This window comes from Streptomyces sp. NPDC017246 (assembly GCF_044331325.1).
GTDB lineage: Bacteria > Actinomycetota > Actinomycetes > Streptomycetales > Streptomycetaceae > Streptomyces.
Genome location: NZ_JBIRMW010000008.1, coordinates 26,137 through 45,940, shown reverse-complemented (window position 1 = coordinate 45,940; position 19,804 = coordinate 26,137). Strand labels below are relative to the sequence as shown.

Annotated in this window: 21 protein-coding genes; 9 read left to right on the top strand and 12 right to left on the bottom strand. The window is 72.8% G+C overall.

Going from position 1 to position 19,804, the window contains the following annotated elements:
* Positions 1 to 48: 48 nt before the first annotated feature.
* Complete coding sequence (locus tag ACH4MY_RS19840; RefSeq protein WP_398004741.1) at positions 49 to 951, top strand: Bax inhibitor-1/YccA family protein; 903 nt, start codon at positions 49 to 51, stop codon at positions 949 to 951.
* Between the two features lie 84 nt (positions 952 to 1,035).
* On the opposite strand, the gene ACH4MY_RS19835 is transcribed toward ACH4MY_RS19840, so the two are convergent.
* On the bottom strand, positions 1,036 to 1,266 hold the full coding sequence (locus ACH4MY_RS19835) for a DUF4287 domain-containing protein (protein WP_189835136.1): 231 nt from the start codon (positions 1,264 to 1,266) through the stop codon (positions 1,036 to 1,038).
* 109 nt (positions 1,267 to 1,375) lie between these two features.
* Here ACH4MY_RS19835 and ACH4MY_RS19830 point away from each other — a divergent pair, with 109 nt between their 5' ends.
* Positions 1,376 to 1,705 carry a hypothetical protein gene (locus ACH4MY_RS19830; RefSeq protein ID WP_398004738.1) on the top strand — a complete coding sequence of 110 codons (330 nt, stop codon included), beginning with the start codon at positions 1,376 to 1,378 and terminating at the stop codon, positions 1,703 to 1,705.
* Between the two features lie 111 nt (positions 1,706 to 1,816).
* Here the strand turns inward: ACH4MY_RS19830 and ACH4MY_RS19825 are convergent, their stop codons facing one another.
* The 3 genes from ACH4MY_RS19825 to ACH4MY_RS19815 all read right to left on the bottom strand — a co-directional run bounded on the left by ACH4MY_RS19825 (position 1,817) and on the right by ACH4MY_RS19815 (position 5,284).
* Positions 1,817 to 2,650 carry a hypothetical protein gene (locus ACH4MY_RS19825; protein WP_398005299.1) on the bottom strand — a complete coding sequence of 278 codons (834 nt, stop codon included), beginning with the start codon at positions 2,648 to 2,650 and terminating at the stop codon, positions 1,817 to 1,819.
* 251 nt (positions 2,651 to 2,901) lie between these two features.
* Positions 2,902 to 4,122 carry an acetyl-CoA C-acetyltransferase gene (locus ACH4MY_RS19820; protein WP_398004736.1) on the bottom strand — a complete coding sequence of 407 codons (1,221 nt, stop codon included), beginning with the start codon at positions 4,120 to 4,122 and terminating at the stop codon, positions 2,902 to 2,904.
* A 112-nt stretch (positions 4,123 to 4,234) separates the two neighbouring features.
* A complete protein-coding gene (locus ACH4MY_RS19815; RefSeq protein ID WP_398004734.1) occupies positions 4,235 to 5,284 on the bottom strand; it encodes an SGNH/GDSL hydrolase family protein in 1,050 nt (349 codons plus the stop codon).
* A 121-nt stretch (positions 5,285 to 5,405) separates the two neighbouring features.
* Here ACH4MY_RS19815 and ACH4MY_RS19810 point away from each other — a divergent pair, with 121 nt between their 5' ends.
* A complete protein-coding gene (locus ACH4MY_RS19810; protein WP_398004732.1) occupies positions 5,406 to 6,794 on the top strand; it encodes a cystathionine beta-synthase in 1,389 nt (462 codons plus the stop codon).
* 444 nt (positions 6,795 to 7,238) lie between these two features.
* On the top strand, positions 7,239 to 8,084 hold the full coding sequence (locus ACH4MY_RS19805) for a MurR/RpiR family transcriptional regulator (RefSeq protein WP_398004730.1): 846 nt from the start codon (positions 7,239 to 7,241) through the stop codon (positions 8,082 to 8,084).
* A gap of 46 nt (positions 8,085 to 8,130) precedes the next feature.
* On the opposite strand, the gene ACH4MY_RS19800 is transcribed toward ACH4MY_RS19805, so the two are convergent.
* From ACH4MY_RS19800 to ACH4MY_RS19775, 6 genes are all read right to left on the bottom strand, one after another.
* Positions 8,131 to 8,502 carry a hypothetical protein gene (locus tag ACH4MY_RS19800; protein ID WP_398004728.1) on the bottom strand — a complete coding sequence of 124 codons (372 nt, stop codon included), beginning with the start codon at positions 8,500 to 8,502 and terminating at the stop codon, positions 8,131 to 8,133.
* 50 nt (positions 8,503 to 8,552) lie between these two features.
* Positions 8,553 to 8,945, bottom strand: a complete 393-nt coding sequence (locus ACH4MY_RS19795) for a roadblock/LC7 domain-containing protein (RefSeq protein ID WP_398004726.1) — start codon at positions 8,943 to 8,945, stop codon at positions 8,553 to 8,555.
* A gap of 41 nt (positions 8,946 to 8,986) precedes the next feature.
* Positions 8,987 to 9,763 (bottom strand): transcriptional regulator, encoded by a 777-nt coding sequence (locus ACH4MY_RS19790; RefSeq protein WP_398004724.1) that lies wholly within the window; start codon positions 9,761 to 9,763, stop codon positions 8,987 to 8,989.
* Complete coding sequence (locus ACH4MY_RS19785) at positions 9,760 to 10,155, bottom strand: hypothetical protein (protein WP_398004722.1); 396 nt, start codon at positions 10,153 to 10,155, stop codon at positions 9,760 to 9,762. Before ACH4MY_RS19785 ends, ACH4MY_RS19790 begins: the two co-directional genes overlap by 4 nt.
* Positions 10,156 to 10,294: 139 nt before the next feature.
* Positions 10,295 to 10,774 (bottom strand): SRPBCC family protein, encoded by a 480-nt coding sequence (locus ACH4MY_RS19780; RefSeq protein WP_398004720.1) that lies wholly within the window; start codon positions 10,772 to 10,774, stop codon positions 10,295 to 10,297.
* An 86-nt stretch (positions 10,775 to 10,860) separates the two neighbouring features.
* Positions 10,861 to 12,183, bottom strand: a complete 1,323-nt coding sequence (locus tag ACH4MY_RS19775; RefSeq protein WP_398004718.1) for a diaminopimelate decarboxylase — start codon at positions 12,181 to 12,183, stop codon at positions 10,861 to 10,863.
* 103 nt (positions 12,184 to 12,286) lie between these two features.
* On the opposite strand from ACH4MY_RS19775, the gene hutU reads away from it, so the two are divergent.
* From hutU to hutI, 4 genes are read left to right on the top strand one after another with little or no spacing between them, the layout of a single operon-like run.
* Positions 12,287 to 13,966: a urocanate hydratase gene (gene hutU, locus ACH4MY_RS19770; protein ID WP_398004716.1), complete on the top strand. Its 1,680-nt coding sequence runs from the start codon at positions 12,287 to 12,289 to the stop codon at positions 13,964 to 13,966.
* Positions 13,963 to 15,180, top strand: coding sequence for an allantoate amidohydrolase (locus ACH4MY_RS19765; RefSeq protein WP_398004714.1), 1,218 nt, complete (start codon positions 13,963 to 13,965; stop codon positions 15,178 to 15,180). Before hutU ends, ACH4MY_RS19765 begins: the two co-directional genes overlap by 4 nt.
* Positions 15,171 to 16,511 (top strand): formimidoylglutamate deiminase, encoded by a 1,341-nt coding sequence (locus ACH4MY_RS19760; protein WP_398004712.1) that lies wholly within the window; start codon positions 15,171 to 15,173, stop codon positions 16,509 to 16,511. The genes ACH4MY_RS19765 and ACH4MY_RS19760 overlap by 10 nt, the downstream gene beginning before the upstream one ends.
* A gap of 17 nt (positions 16,512 to 16,528) precedes the next feature.
* Entirely contained in the window at positions 16,529 to 17,776 is a 1,248-nt protein-coding gene (hutI, locus tag ACH4MY_RS19755) for an imidazolonepropionase (protein WP_398004710.1), read from the top strand.
* Between the two features lie 86 nt (positions 17,777 to 17,862).
* Here the strand turns inward: hutI and ACH4MY_RS19750 are convergent, their stop codons facing one another.
* Both ACH4MY_RS19750 and ACH4MY_RS19745 read right to left on the bottom strand, forming a co-directional pair.
* Positions 17,863 to 18,231: a VOC family protein gene (locus tag ACH4MY_RS19750; protein WP_398004708.1), complete on the bottom strand. Its 369-nt coding sequence runs from the start codon at positions 18,229 to 18,231 to the stop codon at positions 17,863 to 17,865.
* A 131-nt stretch (positions 18,232 to 18,362) separates the two neighbouring features.
* On the bottom strand, positions 18,363 to 18,485 hold the full coding sequence (locus ACH4MY_RS19745; protein WP_398005313.1) for a hypothetical protein: 123 nt from the start codon (positions 18,483 to 18,485) through the stop codon (positions 18,363 to 18,365).
* Between the two features lie 80 nt (positions 18,486 to 18,565).
* On the opposite strand from ACH4MY_RS19745, the gene ACH4MY_RS19740 reads away from it, so the two are divergent.
* Positions 18,566 to 19,678, top strand: a complete 1,113-nt coding sequence (locus ACH4MY_RS19740; protein ID WP_398004706.1) for a GNAT family N-acetyltransferase — start codon at positions 18,566 to 18,568, stop codon at positions 19,676 to 19,678.
* The last annotated feature ends 126 nt before the right edge of the window (positions 19,679 to 19,804 follow it).

Genomic DNA, 19,804 nt, shown 5'->3' with positions numbered 1-19,804 from the left:
ACTCTTGACGCGAGGCCGCGCGCATGCGGCACGCCATGGAGGAGTGAGATGAGGAGCAGTAACCCGGTCTTCTCGCGACGGGGGTTCAGCCGCGACAACGGCACCGCGGGCTTCAACGGCCAGCAGCCGCAGGCCGGGGGCCCCGCCGTCGGAGGCAACCCGTACGCCACCGGCAACCCGTATGCCGAGAGCGCGACGAACCCGTACGCGACCAACCCGTACGCCCCGCAGGACACGCAGCTCGGCGCCCCGCAGCAGGCCCGCGGCAATGTGATGACCATCGACGACGTCGTGAGCCGTACGGCCATGACGCTCGGCACGGTCGTTCTCACCGCCGTCCTGGCCTGGCTCCTGCTGCCCGTCGACCCGGCGAACCTGGGCAAGTCCTACGGCATCGCCATCGGCGCCGCCCTGGTCGCCCTGGTCCTGTCGCTCGTGCAGTCCTTCAAGCGCAAGCCCTCGCCCGCGCTGATCCTGAGCTACGCGGCCTTCGAGGGTGTCTTCCTCGGAGTGATCTCCGCCGCCGTCTCGACGTACATCGCCGACGGCGTGGTCATCCAGGCGGTCCTGGGCACGATGGCGGTCTTCGCCGGCGTCCTGATCGCCTACAAGATGGGCTGGATCCGGGTCAACCGCCGCTTCTACGGCTTCGTGATGGCCGCCGCGATGGGCTTCATGCTCCTCATGGTGACCAACCTGCTGTTCGCGGTCTTCGCGGGCGGTGACGGCCTCGGCTTCCGCAGCGGTGGCCTCGGCATCCTCTTCGGTGTCATCGGCATCATCCTGGGCGCCTGCTTCCTCGCCCTCGACTTCAAGCAGGTCGAGGACGGCGTGACCTACGGCGCGCCCCGCGAGGAGGCCTGGCTGGCCGCCTTCGGTCTCACCATGACCCTGGTGTGGATCTACCTGGAGATGCTGCGTCTGCTGTCGATCCTGCAGGGCGACGACTGACGCGTCACGACTCGGGGGAGGGGCCCGTCCGGCATCACGCCGGGCGGGCCCTTCCGCGTTCCCGGGTCGCGGCGGGCCCGGGGCTCAGAGCAGTCTCCGGGCCGCCCGTCGCAGGTCGTACTCGTGCAGGATCGCCTTCGCGTGGCCGTACGCCAGGTCGTGCGCCCCGCGGAGCCAGCTGACCCGCTCCTCGAAGCGGAGGAGGGACGGCCCCTCCTCGACGGTGCGCATCCAGTCGGCGATCTCACGACCGGTGCGGCGCGGGATCCGGGCCAGCATGTTGCGGTGGGTCTCTTCGGAGAAAATCTGGGACATCGGCGCCTCCGGACGCTTCGTACCGTGTGCTCCTCGTACTCCTTCCCGTCACCGTGCCGAAGCCTTCGCCCGTTGGCAAGGGGCCGGGGACGGCGCGTAGGGTCACGGGGTGCGCGATACGAGTGAACTGACCGCCGCCGTCGAACGCCTCGCCGACCGGCTGCGGGCCGCCCCGCAGAGCCGCCTCCAGCGCGGTGCGGCGGCCGAGGGGCTCGCCCTCGCCCGCGAGCTCGCGCTCCGCGCGCAGCGCGCCGAGGACCCGGAGCGGGAGCCGAGGACCATGCCGGACGCGGGGGTCTTCGCCGTGGCCGACCAGCTGGTCGTCGCCGGGAACGATCTGGCCGAGATCCTGCGAACGGCCCCGGCCGACTCCCGCGAGGGGGAACTGGCAGAGGCCGTGGTTCTGGTACGTGAGGCGGCGGAGCGCTCGGGGCTCTAGGGGCCGGGGAGCGCCGCGGCGGGCCGACGGGCGAGCGGCCGGGGAGCGCCGGGGCGTGCTTGCGGAGAAGCGGGCCCCGGGAGCGCCGGGCGTGCTGACGGGCTTGCGGGCTTACAGGGACGCGATGACGCGGTCCGCCAGGATGTAGACGTTCTCCTCGTCGGACTCGCCGTACGAGAAGGTGAGGGCGAAGGCGCCCGAGACGCCCGAGCCGCCGAGCAGCACCGGCGTACGGCCGGAGCGCAGGGCCTCCGCGAGGCGTTCCGCGGTCTCGCGGTGTCCCGGGGTCATACAGAGCGTCGTGCCGTCCGCGAAGACGTACACGTCGAGCGTGCCGAGCGGGCCCGGACGCACATCGGTCAGCGCCGTGCGGGTGTCCGCGAGCTCCTCCAGGCGGGCCACCGTCCGCTCGTGGTCGGTGACGACGGGGGTCTGCACCGGCACGAAGTCCGGGTGCGAGGGGTGCCGGCGGCGGGCCGCGGCCAGCTCGGCCGAGTCCTCCGGGTACTCCTCCAGGGCGTCGAAGGCGTCCAGCGGGTCGGCACCGTCGAGCGAGGCGGCCTCCGCCTCCATGGCCTCCAGGGCCATCGCCTCCAGGCCCACGAAGTCGGCCTGGCGCGGGACGAAGAAGGTGCCGTCGTCGACCGGGCCGCCGAGACCGCCGAGCAGGGACGGCGCGTCGGCCGCGTCCCGGGCCTCCTGCGCGGCCCAGAAGGCCCGCGCCTCGGCGAGCTCGCGCTCGCGCTCCTCGGCGAGCGCTTCCGCGACCGCGGCCCGTATCTCGGCGGCCGGCGTGGCGCGGGCCGCGGGGACCGTCACGCCGTGTCCGGCCGCCAGCTCGCTCCGCAGGGCGGAGACCTGCTTGCGGAGACCGTGGACGGCGTGCAGGGCAGCAGCGCCCACGGCCGTGGCAGCGGCCGTGGTCAGCAGCAGGGCAAGAGGCATGGCGCTCACTGACGTACTCCCGATTCCGAGTCGATCCCCCGACTTCCTACATCAGCTTGTCCTGGGGTGGGGCCCGCTGTCAGTGCATTACGTCACGAATTGGACAGGTATTTCTGCCAGGTGTTTAGTCCCAAAACTGCTCTGACCTGCGAAAACGAACTCCCCCGGGACGTAGGTCACATCCTGGGGGAGATTCGGTCACGGCTCGGACGCGGAGCGGTTAGCCCCGGGCCCTCAGGACAGGCGCCCGATCAGCTGAGGCGCTCGATGACCATGGCCATGCCCTGGCCGCCGCCGACGCACATGGTCTCCAGGCCGAACTGCTTGTCGTGGAACTGGAGGCTGTTGATGAGGGTGCCGGTGATCCGGGCGCCGGTCATTCCGAAGGGGTGGCCGACGGCGATGGCGCCACCGTTGACGTTCACCTTGTCCAGGTCCAGGCCCAGCTCCTGGTAGGACGGGATCACCTGGGCGGCGAAGGCCTCGTTGAGCTCGGCCAGGTCGATGTCGCCGATGGTCAGGCCGGCGCGCTTGAGGGCCTGCTTCGACGCCTCGACCGGGCCGAGGCCCATGATCTCGGGGGAGAGGCCGGAGACGCCGGTGGAGACGATGCGGGCGAGCGGGGTCAGGCCGAGCTCGCGGGCCTTCGTGTCCGACATGATCACGAGCGCGGCGGCACCGTCGTTGAGCGGGCAGCAGTTGGCGGCGGTGACCAGGCCGTCGGGGCGGAAGACCGGCTTGAGGCCCTGCACGCCCTCCAGGGTGACGCCGGCGCGCGGGCCGTCGTCCGTGGCGACGACCGTGCCGTCCGGGAGCGTCACCGGGGTGATCTCGCGCTCCCAGAAGCCGTTCTTGATGGCCTGCTCGGCGAGGTTCTGCGACCGTACGCCGAACTCGTCCATCTCCTGGCGGCTGATGCCCTTCACGCGGGCCAGGTTCTCGGCGGTCTGGCCCATGGCGATGTAGGCGTCGGGGACGATGCCGTCCTCGCGCGGGTCGTGCCAGGTGGAGCCCTCGGAGGCGGCGACCTCGGCGGTACGGGCCTCGGCCTCGGCGAAGTACGGGTTGTGCGTGTCGGGCAGCGAGTCGGAGTTGCCCTTCACGAAGCGGGAGACCATCTCGACACCGGCCGAGATGAAGACGTCGCCCTCGCCCGCCTTGATCGCGTGCAGCGCCATCCGGGAGGTCTGGAGCGAGGAGGAGCAGTAGCGGGTGACGGTGCAGCCCGGAAGGTGGTCCATGCCCATGCGCACGGAGACGATCCGGCCCAGGTTGTTGCCCTGCTCGCCGCCGGGCAGGCCGCAGCCCAGCATCAGGTCGTCGATGTCGCGCGGGTCGAGCTCCGGCACCTTGGCCAGGGCGGCCTGGACGATGGTCGCGGTGAGGTCGTCCGGACGCAGGTCCTTCAGGGAGCCCTTGAAGGCCCGGCCGATGGGCGAACGGGCGGTCGAGACGATCACGGCTTCGGGCATCACGGCTCCATGAGGGTGCGGAGTGGGCGGACTGAAAGGGAAGTTACCCGTACGTACCGCATGGGGTCACCGGGCAGGGCATGTGATGCGGGCCTCTTTTCTAAGCGAGCGCTCAGTTGGTGGGGGCGGGTGTCTCCGCGGCCCCTTCCCCCTGGGCCCCGGCGGGCCCCCCGGCCGAGCCCTCGGCCGCCCCCTCCGCGGGGACCGGCAGCCGCCTCCTGCGGCGGTGCTTGAGCAGGGCCCACGGCGCCCGGGCGCCCGTCACCTCCGTGCCCGCCTCCTTCGCCGCCTCGGCCGCCGCCTTCGCGACCGGCAGCATGTTCTCCCGCCGGGCCGGTTCGAGACGGTCGGTCTCCGGCCAAACGCCGAGCACCGCGCAGAGCGTCGGAAGGACGGCCATCGCCGCCGTCGCGTACCCCTCCGCCGACGGATGGAAGTTGTCCACCCCGAACATCTCGCGCGGGTTCGCCGCGAACTCGGGACCGAGCAGGTCGCCGAGCGACACCGTCCGCCCGCCCTGCTCGATCACCACGATCGTCTGCGCGGCCGCGAGCTGGCGGGAGGCCCGCCGGGCCAGCCAGCGCAGCGGCTGGTAGACCGGCTCGATCGTCCCCAGATCCGGGCAGGTCCCGACCACCACCTCCGCGCCGGCCGTGCGCAGCCGCCGGACCGCCGACGCCAGGAGCCGCACCGACTCGGTCGGCGGCAACCGGTGCGTCACGTCGTTCGCGCCGATCATGATCACGCAGACGTCCGGCGGTCCGAGGGGCTGGGCGAGCAGCAGCGACACCTGGCGCTCCAGGTCGTCCGAGCGCGCCCCGGAGAGCGCCACGTTCCGCAGGATCACCGGCCGCTCCGCGACCGCCGCGAGCCCCGAGGCGAGCAGTGCGCCCGGTGTCTGCCCCGAGCGGCGCACCCCCTGGCCCGCCGCCGTGGAATCACCCAGAAGGGCCAGCCACAGCGGCTCGTCCGGGCCGAACGCGCGGCCGTACAGACCGTCCGCGCCCGGTGGCAGCGGGGCCGCCCCGCCGCCCACCGTCCGCTTCGCGATCTGCATCTCGGCGAGCAGGACGCCCACCGCGGCCACACCGAGCAGCCCGATACTCCCGCCGCCGTACGCCGCGCCCGCCGCGATCCGGCGCGCCACCCTCGCCCTCGACATGAGGCCGTCACCTCCTTCGAGCCGTAGAGGCCCTTCAAGCCGTTCAGGGTCTAACTGCCCCGTAACCCGCTCCGACTACGCATACGCTGGCCACACCATTACGGAGACCCCGGAGATTACGGTGCAATTCCACGACTCGATGATCAGCCTCGTCGGCAACACCCCGCTGGTGAAGCTCAACAACGTCACGGCGGGTATCCAGGCGACCGTCCTGGCCAAGGTCGAGTACTTCAACCCCGGCGGCTCGGTCAAGGACCGCATCGCCCTGCGCATGATCGAGGCGGCGGAGGAGAGCGGGGCGCTCAAGCCCGGCGGCACCATCGTCGAGCCCACGTCCGGCAACACCGGCGTCGGCCTGGCGATCGTGGCCCAGCAGAAGGGCTACAAGTGCATCTTCGTCTGCCCCGACAAGGTGTCCCTCGACAAGATCAACGTGCTGCGGGCGTACGGCGCCGAGGTCGTCGTCTGCCCGACCGCGGTCGACCCGGAGCACCCGGACTCGTACTACAACGTCTCGGACCGCCTCGTCCGTGAGACGCCCGGTGCCTGGAAGCCCGACCAGTACTCCAACCCGAACAACCCGCGCTCCCACTACGAGACCACCGGTCCCGAGCTCTGGGAGCAGACGGACGGGAAGATCACCCACTTCGTGGCGGGTGTCGGCACCGGCGGCACCATCTCCGGCACCGGCAACTACCTCAGGGAGGCCAGTGGCGGCTCCGTAAAGATCGTCGGCGCCGACCCGGAGGGTTCCGTCTACTCGGGCGGCTCCGGGCGTCCGTACCTCGTCGAGGGCGTCGGCGAGGACTTCTGGCCGACCGCGTACGACCGGAACGTCACGGACCGGATCGTCGCCGTGTCCGACAAGGACTCGTTCCAGATGACCCGCCGCCTCGCCAAGGAGGAGGGCCTCCTCGTCGGCGGCTCCTGCGGCATGGCCGTCGTGGCCGCCCTGGAGGTCGCCAAGGAGCTCGGCCCGGACGACGTCGTCGTCGTCCTGCTGCCGGACTCCGGCCGCGGCTACCTGTCGAAGATCTTCAACGACGAGTGGATGGCCGACTACGGCTTCCTGGAGGACACCTCCACCGCCACCGTCGCCGACGTCCTGCGCCACAAGGAGGGTGTCCTGCCCTCCCTCGTCCACATGCACCCGGACGAGACCGTCGGCCAGGCCATCGAGGTGCTCCGCGAGTACGGCGTCTCCCAGATGCCCATCGTGAAGCCCGGCGCCGGCCACCCCGACGTGATGGCCGCCGAGGTCGTCGGCTCGGTCGTCGAGCGCGAGCTCCTCGACGCGCTCTTCACCCAGCGGGCCTCCCTGGAGGACCCGCTGGAGCGTCACATGAGCGCGCCGCTGCCGCAGGTCGGCTCCGGCGAGCCCGTCGCCGACCTGATGACCGTGCTCGGGGACGCCGCCGACGCGGCGATCGTCCTGGTCGAGGGCAAGCCGACCGGTGTCGTCAGCCGTCAGGACCTGCTGGCCTTCCTGGCCAACGGCGGCGCGAAGTAGGACCGCGGACGGTGCCGGCGGGTGCGTTCGCGCAATCGGTACGAGCGCGACACGTACCCGCAGCACCCGCTTAACACGCGTCAGGCACATTGGTGGTTGTCGGCGTCACGGACTTCCGGAGCGGCTCCCGGACTCCCCACGACGCCGCGGACGCGGAGACCGGTCCTGACCCGGGCCCGTGTCCCTCGCGGGGACCGCCGTCGTCCCGCCCCCCTTTTCGGGGGTGCGGCGGTCCCCGCGCACACTCTTCTCCCGCCGGGCCCTTGCCGGGCCCTTGCGGGGGCTTGCCGGGCCTCTTGCCGGGGCCCCTCGCCGGGCCTCTTGCCGGGCCCCCCGCCGGGCTCCCCGGGGTTCCCCGTCGACCTTCCCCTTCTCTCCGGAACACCTGCTGCATATCCTTATGCAGAGTCATTCGCGGGTGAATAGGTGAGAGGGGTCGGCGGCATGACCGACAGCACGGCCGGCCGACTGCAGGCGCTCTTCGAGGGGCACCGGCTGACACCGACGCAGCGGCGGATCGCGCACTGCATGGTGCGGCGCGCCGGTGACGTGCCGTTCCTGTCCAGCGTCGAGCTCGCCGAGCTCGCCGGGGTCAGCCAGCCCTCCGTCACCCGCTTCGCCGTCGCCCTCGGCTTCGACGGCTACCCGGCACTCCGCCGCCATCTGCGCGAGGTCGCGCCCCCCGGGCCCGGTACGGGCGAGGGGGAGGGCGAGGTGCTCAACGAGTACCAGCAGGCCGTGCTCGCCGAGATCGAGAACCTCAAGCACCTCGCCGGACTGCTCGCCGACCCCGCGCCCGTCGAGCGGGCCGGCCGGCTCCTCGCCCGCTCCCGCCCGCTGCCCGTCCTCGGACTGCGGGCCGCCTCCTCGCAGGCACGCGGCTTCGCCTACTTCGCCGCCAAGGTACACCCCGACGTCCGGCTCCTCGACGAGGCCGGCTCGATGCTCACGGACCGCGTCGACGCGGCCGTACGCGCCGGGGCCACGGCCCTGCTCTGCTTCGCGCTGCCCCGGCACCCGAGAGAGGTCGTCGAGGCCCTGGAGTACGCGCGGGCGGCCGGGCTCACGGTCGTGACCGTCGCCGAGTCGGCCTTCGCGCCCGTCGCCGCCCACAGCGATCTGCTCATCCCGGCCGCCGTCGGCACGGGGCTCGCCTTCGACACGGCGTGCGCGCCGATGATGCTCGGCCGGGTCCTCCTGGAGGCCATGGCGGACGAGCTCCCGGACGCGCAGGCGCGGCTGGAGGAGTTCGACGCGAAGGCGGCGGCGCGGGGCCTGTTCGTGGAGTAGGCGCGGGGCCTGTCCGTCGAGTGGGCCCGCGCGCACGCCCGCCGGGTCAGACGTCCAGCTCGGCCTCGATCTTCTTCAGCTGGTGGCGGGCCATCGCCAGGTTCGCGCGGTTTCTGTCGAGCGCCAGGTAGAGGAAGAGGCCGTTGGTTCCGCGCCCCTTGAGCAGCCGGATCAGGTGGTACTGGCTGCCGAGGGTGATCAGGATGTCCTCGATGTCCTCCTGGAGCCCCAGCATCTCCATCGTCCGGACTTTGGCCCGCACGACGTCGGTATTGCCCGCGGCGGCCATGTTCAGGTCGAGCTCCTTGCCGCCGCCGACCGTGCCGAGCGCCATACCGCTCGTGTAGTCGACGAGGGCCGCGCCGATGGCGCCTTCGATGGAGGCCGCTTCCTTGAGGGAGGTCTCGGTGTTCGCCATGGGTGTCGCACTTCCTTTTCGTGTACGTGTCTTCTTCGTGGTGCGTTGCCTCAGTTGAGGTCTTTGCGTTCCAGTGCGCCGTCGACGAGTTCACCTATCCGGACACTGGACCTGCGGGCCTCCAGATGGAGCCGCCCGACATTGATCCGGGGCTCCGCGAGCAGGGTCAGGACGGCCGCGCCGCCCGCCGCGTACGTCGCGACGTAGCCGCTCTCGCCGCGGACCAGCAGCTCCCGGAACCGGCCCTGGCCGGTGGAGTCGGTCAGCCGCTGGCCGACGCCGAGCGCCGCCGCGGTCAGCGCGGCCACGCTCTCGGCCTCGCCGTCCACGGTGTCGTGGGCCAGGACGAGTCCGTCGGCGCTGGCCGCGAGCGCCCCGGTCAGCTGGGGCAGCCGGGCCCGCAGCCGTCTGAGCTCGCCGAGGACCTCGGCTTCTGCCGTCATGAGCTGTTTCCTTTCGGCGCGCAGGCGCAGGGCACGCCTCATCACAGGTGTGCCTCCAGGGCGTCACGGAGCCGGCGCAGCAGGGCGATGTCGGGATCGGCCACCGGCAGGGCCGGTAACAGGGAAGGCGGGGGAGGCGTCGGGACGGGATCGGGTTCGAGCGGGGTCTCGACCAGTCCGGCGGCGGCGAGCCGCCGGACGTCGAGGAGGGTGTGGAAGGCGGGGCGGCCGAGCAGCCGGGCCAGCTCCGCCGGGGTCCGCTCCCCGTCCGCGGCGGCGAGCAGGGCACGCTGGCGCGCCCCCATGGTCTGGCCGGGGGCGGCGGGTCGCGGCACGACCGGGGCGGTGTCCACGGAGGCGTACGGCCAGACGGCGTCGAGGAGTTCGCGGCGGCGTACCGTCTCGCGCTCGACCGCCTCGGCGGAGACCGGCCGGACCGTTCCGAACCAGTGCCCCACCCCGTACCGGAAGCGGGTCGGTCCGGTGGTGGGGGAGAGGGCGAAGAAGGCCGCGTCGAAGACGGCCCCGAGGTGGCAGATCTCCAGCTCGCCGTCGTGGAGCCGGCCGCTGTCGACGAGGAAGCGGCCGACGGCGCGGTGGGCGCCTGCCCGGTCGACGGCCTCGTCCCAGCCCTCGCGGGGCAGGCGTCCGCCGGTGGTGAGGAGGATGTCGAGGCCGGGGGCGGCGGGGCTCTCGGCGTGCACGACCCGGCCGTCGACGAGGTAGAGCGTGCCGTGGTCGCGGAGCAGGGCCCCGGTGGCCTTCTCGGCGGCGAGCCGGACGAGCATCGGGGAGACGGGGGTGGCGACGGCGCTCATCCCAGCACCAGTCTCTCTGCGAGGTCGCGGAGTCTGATCCGGGCGAGGGCGAGGTTGCCGCTGTCGCGGTCGAGCCAGAGATGGAGGAAGACGCTGCTGTCGAAGGAGGTCTCGACGAAGCGCAGGACGTGGTAGCCGGCGCGGGTGGTGACGATGAGGTCCTCTACGGGCGGCCCGTCCTCGCCCTCCGCTTCGCCGGCGCTGGTGAACGAGTCGAACTCCGCTGCGGAGCGGGCTAGTTCGGCGGTCTCGGCGGCTGTCGTCTCATGGTCGCCGACCGGTGATTCACCCGCCGTCCCGAGGGCGAGCCCGCTGGTCCAGTCGACCAGGGAGGCTCCGCGAGCGCCCGGCAGGGCCATGGCCTCCAGAAGGCACTCGTCGATTCCGGGCACGCGGATTCCCCTCCCGATGCGGCGTGCGAACGTGCGGCAGTGACGGTGACGTTACTGAACGCAGCGCTCCAGGGAGGGCGTTCTGGCATTTTCCATCGGAACATGCCAGTACGCGGGGGTCATTCGATCGGGTTGTGTGTCAGGTCTTGGACTCCACCGCGTTCGCGATCTCGGTCAGGTCCTTCGTGAGCGCCTTGGCGACCGCCTTCGCGCCGAAGCGGGCCATCATCTTGGCGAGGAACCCCGGCCTGCGGCCGCGCGCGGGACTGGCGGAGAACGTCATCCGCAGGGTGGTGGCCCCCGTGCCGTCGGGCGTGAGGGTGATCTCGGAGACGTAGTGCATGCCGTGGGAGTCGGCGATCGTGACGTACCGGTCGGGCGGCTCGGACTCCGTCACCGTCATCTCCTCGGTGGCCTCCTTGCCGAGCATCCGCCGGGTCTCGCGCCAGCGGGTGCCCACGCCGAAGCCGCCCTCGGTGAGCACCTCGACCCTCTCGACGCCCGAGAGGACGCGGGGTATGTCCCGCAGGTCGGTGATCGACTCCCAGACCCGCCCGGGGGAGGCGTCGACCCGGCGCTCGACGACGACGGATGTGGTGTCCGTACCGGTTCCAGTCATGGCTTCATGGAAGCCGGGCGGCCCGGCCCGCGCTACCGGACGGGCCGCCCGGCGGCCCCGGGCCGCGCCACCCGGACGCTCCTCCGTCACCCCTGCCGGACGAGCGCGTCGGCGTGGCCGCCGCCGGACTCCGCGACGATCTCCGCGAGCGTCTGGGGGCTCCGTACGGTCGTGAAGGTCACCGCCCCGTCCTCGCCCGCCGTGAAGCCGTGGACGCCCGGCCGGGGCAGGCTGTTGTACCCGTAGTGATGGGCGAAGTAGTACGCGCCGGTGTCCGGGACGGCCACCACGTCGCCCGGGTGCAGCAGCGGCAGCTCGCGGCCCGTGGCGAGCAGGTCCCCGGCGAAGCAGGCGGGGCCCGCGACGTCCTGGACGGCGGTCTCCCCGGTGCGGGGGCGGCCCTCGGAGTCGTACGCGAGGATCCGCAGCGGCCAGGCGTCGGGGGCGTAGACCGTACGGGTGGCCAGCTGCACGCCCGCGTGGGTGACGGCGATGGGGCGGCCGCCGGAGGTCTTGGTGTACTCCACCCGGGCGAGGACCGTGCCGTGCTTGGCGAGCAGCGAGCGGCCGAATTCGGTCACCAGGCGGTAGCGGCCGTCGAAGAGCCCGGGGACGGTGTCGGCGAGCAGCCGGGCGTACTCGGCGTACGTCGGCGTCTCCTCGTCGGAGGCGAAGTTCACCGGCAGGCCGCCGCCGATGTCGAGGGTGTCGATCTGCTGCCGGCCGGCCGTGCGGTTGATCTCCTCGGCGAGCGCGTACGCCTCCCCGACGCCTTCGGCCATCAGGGCGAGCGGGACGCCCTGGGAGCCGGTGTGGGTGTGCAGACGGGTCAGCCAGGGGCGCTCCAGGAAGGCCTGGACGACGGTCTTGCGGGCGCCCTCGTCGCGGAGTGCCACGCCGAACTTGGAGGTGGCCGTCGCGGTCGAGAGGGCGCCGATGGAGCCGGCCCCGACCTGCGGGTTCACCCGGAGTCCGAGGGGCGAGGCGGTGGGCGCGGAGGTGACGAGCGCGTCGAGCCTGGCCAGCTCCTGGAGGTTGTCGGCGTTGACGGCGATGCCGAGCGCGAGGGCCTGCCGGAGCTCCGCGGGCGTCTTGGCGGGGGAGTCGAGCACGGTGGCGGTGGGCGGGACCCCGGCGGCGCGCGCGAGGGCCAGTTCGCCGGGGCTGGCGACCTCGACGCCGAGCCCGGCCTCGTGGAGCAGGCGCAGGACGGGGACGAGCGGGGCGGCCTTGACGGCGAAGGCGTGCAGCACGGGGGCGTCGGTGACGGCGGCGAACGCGCTGGTCAGAGCGGCGGCGGAGGCGCGGATGCCGGCGGTGTCGAGGAGGGCGACGACCGGTTCGGCGGGGGAGAGGAGTCCTTGGTCGACGGAGGCTCGGACGGCGAGATCGCGGCGGGAGGAGGCCATGGATCCATCCCATCACCGGGATGGTCGACCCCGCAGCTGTTGACTACAACTATTCAGCGCGCCAGGATGTGAATATCTGAACGACATCCGAGGAGGCACCCCCATGTCAGGACCCCGCCCCGTACGAGCGGCTCGCGGCACGGAACTGAGCGCCCTGGGATGGCAGCAGGAAGCCGCCCTCCGGATGCTCCAGAACAACCTCGACCCCGAGGTCGCCGAGCACCCCGACAAGCTCGTCGTCTACGGCGGCACCGGCAAGGCCGCCCGCGACTGGCGCTCCTTCGACGCGATGGTCCGCACCCTGCGGACGCTCAAGCAGGACGAGACGATGCTCGTCCAGTCCGGCCGCCCCGTCGGCGTCATGCAGACCCACGAGTGGGCCCCGCGCGTCCTCCTCGCCAACTCCAACCTGGTCGGCGACTGGGCCAACTGGGAGGAGTTCCGCCGCCTGGAGCACCTCGGCCTCACCATGTACGGCCAGATGACCGCCGGGTCCTGGATCTACATCGGCACCCAGGGCATCCTCCAGGGCACCTACGAGACCTTCGCCGCCGTCGCCGCGAAGAAGTTCAACGGCACCCTCGCCGGGACGATCACCCTCACCGCCGGCCTCGGCGGCATGGGCGGCGCCCAGCCCCTCGCCGTCACCATGAACGACGGCGTCGCGATCTGCGTCGACGTCGACCCGCGCGCCATCGAGCGCCGCATCGAGCACCGCTACCTGGACGTCAAGGCCGACAACCTCGCCCACGCGCTCCAGCTGGCCACCGAGGCCCGCGACGCCCGCCGCCCGCTCTCCATCGGCCTCCTCGGCAACGCCGCCGAGCTGCTCCCGCAGATGCTCGCCGAGGGCGCCCCCATCGACATCGTGACGGACCAGACCTCCGCCCACGACCCGCTCGCCTACCTCCCGGTCGGCGTCGCCTTCGACGACATGGCCGACGCGGCCGCCAAGGACCCGGCCGGGTTCACCACCCGCGCCCGCGAGTCGATGGCCAGGCACGTCGAGGCCATGGTCGGCTTCATGGACGCCGGCGCCGAGGTCTTCGACTACGGCAACTCGATCCGCGGCGAGGCCCAGCTGGCCGGCTACGACCGCGCGTTCGCCTTCCCCGGCTTCGTCCCGGCCTACATCCGCCCGCTGTTCTGCGAGGGCAAGGGCCCGTTCCGCTGGGCCGCCCTCTCCGGCGAGGCCTCCGACATCCACAAGACGGACAAGGCGCTGCTCGACCTCTTCCCGGAGAACGAGTCCCTCCACCGCTGGATCAAGATGGCCGGCGAGCGCGTCCACTTCCAGGGCCTGCCCGCCCGCATCTGCTGGCTCGGCCAGGGCGAGCGCGACAAGGCCGGCGACATGTTCAACGACATGGTCGGCAACGGCACCCTCGCCGCCCCCCTCGCGATCGGCCGCGACCACCTCGACTGCGGCTCGGTGGCCTCCCCGTACCGCGAGACCGAGGCCATGCTCGACGGCTCCGACGCCATCGCCGACTGGCCGCTCCTCAACGCCATGGTGAACGTCGCCTCCGGCGCGTCCTGGGTCTCCATCCACCACGGCGGCGGCGTCGGCATGGGCCGCTCCATCCACGCCGGCCAGGTCTCGGTCGCCGACGGCACCGCCCTCGCGGGCGAGAAGATCCGCCGCGTCCTGACCAACGACCCCGGCATGGGCGTCATCCGCCACGTCGACGCGGGCTACGACATCGCGGAGCGCGTCGCCGACGAGAAGGGCGTACGGATCCCGATGCGCGAGGGCGACGACGCGTCCGAGGCCACGGCGTGAGCGCGAGCTTCCACGCCATGTGGCGGTCGCTGCGGCCCATCGGCCGCAGCGCCGCCTCCGGCGGCTACCGGCGCTACGCCTGGACCGAGGCCGACGCCGACTGCCGGCTCTGGTTCCGGATGCAGGCCGAGGCCCGCCGCCTGGACGTCGAGACCGACCGCAACGGCAACCAGTGGGCCTGGCTCGGCGACCCCACCGCGGGAGACGCCGTCGTCACCGGCTCCCACCTGGACTCCGTCCCGGACGGCGGCGCCTTCGACGGCCCCCTCGGTGTCGTCTCCGCCTTCGCCGCCCTCGACGAACTGCGCTCCCGGGGCGTCCAGTTCAAGCGGCCCCTGGCCATCACCAACTTCGGCGACGAGGAAGGCGCCCGCTTCGGCCTCGCCTGCGTCGGCTCCCGCCTCACCGCGGGCCGGCTGACGAAGGAGCAGGCGTACGAGCTCCGCGACGGCGCCGGGACCAGCCTCCCGCAGGCCATGGAGGCGGCGGGGTACGACCCCGCGGAGATCGGACCGGACCCCGAGCGGCTCGCCCGCATCGGCGCCTTCGTCGAACTCCACGTCGAGCAGGGCCGCGCCCTCGACCTCTCCGGGGACGCCGTCGGCATCGCCTCCTCCATCTGGCCGCACGGCCGCTGGCGGTACGACTTCGCCGGCGAGGCCAACCACGCCGGCACCACCCGGCTCGTCGACCGCCGCGACCCGATGCTCACCTACGCGGAGACGGTCCTCGCCGCCCGCCGCGAGGCCGAGCTCGCCGGCGCCGTCGCCACCTTCGGCAAGATCGCGGTCGAGCCGAACGGCGTCAACGCCATCCCGTCCCTGGTCCGCGGCTGGCTCGACGCCCGCGCCGCCGACCAGGGCTCCCTGGACACGGTCGTCGCCGGAGTCGAGACGGCGGCCCGCGACTACGCCACGCGCCACGGCATCGACCTCACGGTCGTCCAGGAGTCCTTCACCCCGGTCGTGGACTTCTCGCACGCCCTGCGCGACGAGCTCTCCCGCATCCTCGGAGAGTCGGGCAAGGTGCCGGTCCTCGGCACGGGCGCGGGACACGACGCGGGTATTTTGTCCGAATCGATCCCGACCGCCATGCTGTTCGTACGGAACCCCACCGGGGTCTCGCACTCCCCGGCCGAGTCCGCGGCCGAGGACGACTGCGTGGCCGGGGTCCTCGCACTCGCCGACGTACTGGAGGAGCTGGCGTGCCGCTGACGACGTACTGGCTGGAACACGCCTGGCTCGACACCCACGTCGAGCCGGGCGTCGCCCTGGACGTGACCTCCGACGGCCGGATCGCGGCCGTCCGCACCGGGACCGCCGCCCCGCCGCCCGGCGCCGTCGTCCTGCGCGGCCTGACGGTCCCCGGCCTCGCCAACGCCCACTCGCACGCCTTCCACCGCGCCCTGCGCGGCACCGTCCAGGTCGGCTCCGGCACCTTCTGGACCTGGCGCGAGACCATGTACACCGTCGCCCAACGCCTCACCCCCGACAGCTACTTCGCCCTGGCCCGCGCGGTCTACGCGGAGATGGCACTCGCGGGCATCACGGCCGTCGGAGAGTTCCACTACCTCCACCACGCACCCGGCGGCACCCCCTACGCCGACCCCAACGCCATGGGCGAGGCCCTGATCGCCGCTGCCGCCGAGGCCGGCATCCGCATCACCCTCCTCGACACCGCGTACCTCTCGGCCGGCTTCGGCACCGCCCCCGAGCACCACCAGCTCCGCTTCACCGACGGCACCGCCGACCGGTGGGCCGAGCGGGTGTCCGCCCTCAAGGAGCGGGACGGCGTCCGCCTCGGCGCGGCGATCCACTCCGTACGGGCCGTCCCCGCCGACCAGCTCACGACGGTGGCCCGGTGGGCCCAGGACAGGGAGGCCCCCCTCCATGTCCACCTGTCGGAGCAGACCGCCGAGAACGACGCCTGCCTCGCCGCCCACGGCCGCACGCCCACCCAGCTCCTCGCCGACCACGGCGTGCTCGGCGCCCGGACCACGGGCGTCCACAACACCCACATGACCGACACCGACATCGCGCTGATCGGCTCGACGGCCACCGGCACCTGCATGTGCCCCACCACCGAACGGGACCTCGCGGACGGCATCGGCCCGGCCGTGGCCCTCCAGCGCGCCGGCTCCCCGCTCTCCCTCGGCAGCGACAGCCACGCCGTCATCGACCTCCTCGAAGAGGCGCGGGCCATGGAGCTCGACGAGCGCCTGCGCACCCGCACCCGCGGCCACTGGACGGCGGCGGCGCTGCTCCGCGCGGCGACGGCCGACGGCCACGCGGCCCTCGGCTGGGCCGACGCGGGCACCCTGGAGGCCGGTGCGCTCGCCGACTTCACGACGATCGCGCTGGACTCGGTCAGGACAGCGGGACCGGTACCGCGTCTGGCAGCCGAGACGGCGGTATTCGCGGCGTCGGCCGCGGACGTGCGGCACACGGTCGTGGGCGGGCGTCACGTCGTACGCGACGGAGTCCACCAGACCGTGCGGGACGTGCCCCGTGCCCTCGCGGACTCGATCGCCGCCCTGCGCGGCTGAAGGAGACACCTCTCACCATGAACACGGGCCCCGCGGCGACGAACAACCCGGTGGCGACCTCCGCCCCCACGAGCGCGAACAGCGCCGTGGCGACGGCCGCCACCGCCATCGTCAACATCGCCAGTCTCGTCACCAACGACCCCTCTCTCGGTGATGGAACCCCTCTCGGCCTGATCCAGGACGCGGCCGTCGTCGTCGACGGCGACCGCGTGGTCTGGGTCGGTGAAGCCAGCAAAGCACCCGCCACTGACAACCGGGTCGACGCCGGCGGCCGGGCCGTGATCCCCGGCTTCGTGGACTCCCACTCGCACCTCGTCTTCGCGGGCGACCGCACCGCCGAGTTCAACGCCCGCATGTCGGGCCAGGCGTACAAGGCGGGCGGCATCCGCACCACGGTCGCGGCGACGCGGGCGGCGACCGACGAGGAACTCTCGGCGAACGTCGCCCGCTACCTCCGCGAGGCACTCCGCCAGGGCACCACCACCTTCGAGACCAAGTCCGGCTACGGCCTCACGGTCGAGGACGAGGCCCGGGCCCTCCGCATCGCTGCCGAGCACACCGACGAGGTCACGTACCTCGGCGCGCACATCGTCTCCCCGGACTACGCCGACGACCCGGCGGCGTACGTGGACCTGGTGACCGGCGAGATGCTCGACGCCTGCGCCCCGTACGCCCGTTGGGTCGACGTCTTCTGCGAGAAGGGCGCCTTCGACGGCGACCAGGCCCGCGCGATCCTCACCGCGGGCAAGGCCAGGGGCCTCCACCCCCGGGTGCACGCCAACCAGCTCACCTACGGCCCCGGCGTCCAGCTGGCGGTGGAACTGGACGCGGCGAGCGCGGACCACTGCACACACCTCACGGACGCGGACGTGGACGCCCTGGCGAACGGCTCGACGGTCGCGACCCTCCTCCCGGGGGCGGAGTTCTCCACCCGCGCGCAGTGGCCGGACGCCCGCCGTCTCCTGGACGCGGGCGTGACGGTGGCCCTCTCCACCGACTGCAACCCGGGCTCCTCCTTCACCTCCTCCGTCCCGTTCTGCATCGCGCTCGCGGTACGGGACATGGGCATGACCCCCGACGAGGCGGTCTGGTCGGCCACGGCGGGCGGCGCGGCGGCCCTGCGCCGCGCGGACGTCGGCCGTCTGACGGCCGGCGCGCGCGCGGACCTCACGTTCCTCGACGCCCCGTCCCACGTCCACCTGGCGTACCGCCCGGGGGTCCCGCTGGTGACGGAGGTGTGGCGGGCGGGCACGCGGGTGGTCTGACCGTGTGACGCGGCGTCGGAGGCGGTCCCGCGGGGCCGGGCCGGCCGAGGAAGCGCTCCTGGCGGACCGGTCCCGGATGCGGTGCCTCAGGGGCCGGCCGGGGGCCGGGTGCGATGGCTCAGGACGTTGATCACGCGGCCGTCCGGGTCACGGGTGAAGAAGCGGCGCACCCCCCAGGGCTCGTCGGTCAGGGGGTGGACGATCTCCGCGCCCGAGGCGAGGACCGCCGCGTACGCCGCGTCCACGTCGTCGACCTCCACGCTCAGATCCGGCGGGACCGGCGCCGTCAGGTCGTGGGTCATCAGGCTGATCTGGGCCGTCGGGGCCGACGGAGAGGCGAGGGTCGCGATCCAGCCGTGGTTCATGACCTCCTCGAAGCCGAGCAGCGCGTAGAAGTCCCGGTTCTGCTCCGGGGACGCGGTGTGGAGGTTGGGGACGGCGCGGTGAATCGTCATCGGGGGCTCCGAACGGCGGCAGGGGTTCGCGGGCTCGTGCTCCGAGGTGAGGACGAGGGCGTACGAAGTGCCCGCCGCCGTCCCCACCTCTCATGGCCCGCACCCTAGAACAGCGCACCGCGGACCGGCCGTCAGCGGAACTCGTGGACCACCCGGATGTCGCCCACGATGTGCGCGTTGAACTCGTCCAGCTCCTCCGCCGGCACCCACAGCTCCAGGATCGTCCGCCCGCCCCGTCGTGTCCCCTCCTTCACGGGTTGGTCACGGAAAGACCCGTTGTCCCTGCCGCTGACGACCACGGACCGGTACCGTCCTGTTCTGCAGCACTCAGGGAATGACCGGGGGGTCGGCAAGGGTGAGCGCTTTCCGTGTGCGGATCGTGAGGCCGGGGGGCCTGAGCGAGCGCGAGATCGAGGCCTGGCGAGAACTGCGCGTGAAGTCCGGCAGGCCCGCGAATCCCTTCATGGAACCGGAGTTCGCGCGCGCGGTGGCCGAGGTGCGCCCGCGCTCGCGGGTCGCCGTGTGGTGGGAGGGCGACGAGCCGGTCGGCTTCTTCCCGTACGAGAAGGGTCTGTTCGGCCGGGGCGGGGCCGTCGGCCTCGGGGTCTCCGACAGCCAGGGCGCCGTCCTGCGGTCCGGACTGCGCCCGGGCGCGCGGGCGTTGCTGCGGGCCTGCGGTCTCGCGGTCTGGGAGTTCGACAACCTGGAGGACGGGCAGCCGGTCTTCGAGGGCGCGGCGGCCGAGTCCTTCGCCTCGCCCGTGATCGACGTCGGCGAGGGGTACGCGGCCTACGAGGCCCTGCTGCGGGTCCAGTCGCCCAAGTTCCTCAGGACCACGCTCGCCAAGGAGCGCAAGCTCGGGCGGCAGGCCGAGGGGGAGGTGCGGTTCGTCTTCGACGAGCGCGATCCGGCGGCCCTGCGCACCCTCATGGAGTGGAAGTCCGCCCAGTACCGCAGGACCGGGCGGGGGGACCGTTTCGCCAAGGAGTGGATCAACACCCTGGTCCGCCGCCTCCACGAGCTCCGTACGCCCGGCTGCTCCGGTGTGCTGTCCGTGCTGTACGTCGGGGACCGTCCGATCGCCGCGCACTTCGGACTGCGCTCGGCGACCGTGCTGTCCTGCTGGTTCCCCGCGTACGACCCCGAGTTCGCGAAGTACTCGCCGGGGCTCGTCCTCCATCTGCGGATGGCGGAGGCCGCGGCCTCCGCCGGGATCGGGATGCTGGACCTGGGGCGCGGCGACGCCGAGTACAAGGACGCCCTGAAGACGGGGGAGCTGACGGTCCACGAGGGTGCCGTCGTCCGTCCGGGGGTGCTGGGCGCCCTGCACTGGCTGCGGCGGGAGCCCCCGCTGCGCGTGCACCGCTTCGTCCGCACCCGCCCGGCCCTCGCGGCCAGGGGCCGCGCCGCCCTCAACGGACTGGCCCGCCTGCGGGGACACCGTTAGCCATGCCGCGGCGCCGTCCCCCGCGCCGGTGGCCGAGTCCGAGTCCGAGTCACCGGGGCGGGTGCCCGTGCCGCCGGTCCGGACCGGTGACCCGGTCGGGCCGCCTGCCGCCGGGTCCGCACCCGT

Excerpts from the sequence above, each read along its gene's own strand:
- ACH4MY_RS19840 (WP_398004741.1), top strand. The coding sequence starts at position 49 with ATGAGGAGCAGTAACCCGGTCTTCTCGCGACGGGGGTTCAGCCGCGAC.
- ACH4MY_RS19835 (WP_189835136.1), bottom strand. The coding sequence starts at position 1,266 with ATGTCCCAGATTTTCTCCGAAGAGACCCACCGCAACATGCTGGCCCGG.
- ACH4MY_RS19825 (WP_398005299.1), bottom strand. The coding sequence starts at position 2,650 with ATGCCTCTTGCCCTGCTGCTGACCACGGCCGCTGCCACGGCCGTGGGC.
- ACH4MY_RS19820 (WP_398004736.1), bottom strand. The coding sequence starts at position 4,122 with ATGCCCGAAGCCGTGATCGTCTCGACCGCCCGTTCGCCCATCGGCCGG.
- ACH4MY_RS19815 (WP_398004734.1), bottom strand. The coding sequence starts at position 5,284 with ATGTCGAGGGCGAGGGTGGCGCGCCGGATCGCGGCGGGCGCGGCGTAC.
- ACH4MY_RS19805 (WP_398004730.1), top strand. The coding sequence starts at position 7,239 with ATGACCGACAGCACGGCCGGCCGACTGCAGGCGCTCTTCGAGGGGCAC.
- ACH4MY_RS19800 (WP_398004728.1), bottom strand. The coding sequence starts at position 8,502 with ATGGCGAACACCGAGACCTCCCTCAAGGAAGCGGCCTCCATCGAAGGC.
- ACH4MY_RS19795 (WP_398004726.1), bottom strand. The coding sequence starts at position 8,945 with ATGACGGCAGAAGCCGAGGTCCTCGGCGAGCTCAGACGGCTGCGGGCC.
- ACH4MY_RS19790 (WP_398004724.1), bottom strand. The coding sequence starts at position 9,763 with ATGAGCGCCGTCGCCACCCCCGTCTCCCCGATGCTCGTCCGGCTCGCC.
- ACH4MY_RS19780 (WP_398004720.1), bottom strand. The coding sequence starts at position 10,774 with ATGACTGGAACCGGTACGGACACCACATCCGTCGTCGTCGAGCGCCGG.
- ACH4MY_RS19775 (WP_398004718.1), bottom strand. The coding sequence starts at position 12,183 with ATGGCCTCCTCCCGCCGCGATCTCGCCGTCCGAGCCTCCGTCGACCAA.
- hutU (WP_398004716.1), top strand. The coding sequence starts at position 12,287 with ATGTCAGGACCCCGCCCCGTACGAGCGGCTCGCGGCACGGAACTGAGC.
- hutI (WP_398004710.1), top strand. The coding sequence starts at position 16,529 with ATGAACACGGGCCCCGCGGCGACGAACAACCCGGTGGCGACCTCCGCC.
- ACH4MY_RS19750 (WP_398004708.1), bottom strand. The coding sequence starts at position 18,231 with ATGACGATTCACCGCGCCGTCCCCAACCTCCACACCGCGTCCCCGGAG.
- ACH4MY_RS19740 (WP_398004706.1), top strand. The coding sequence starts at position 18,566 with ATGACCGGGGGGTCGGCAAGGGTGAGCGCTTTCCGTGTGCGGATCGTG.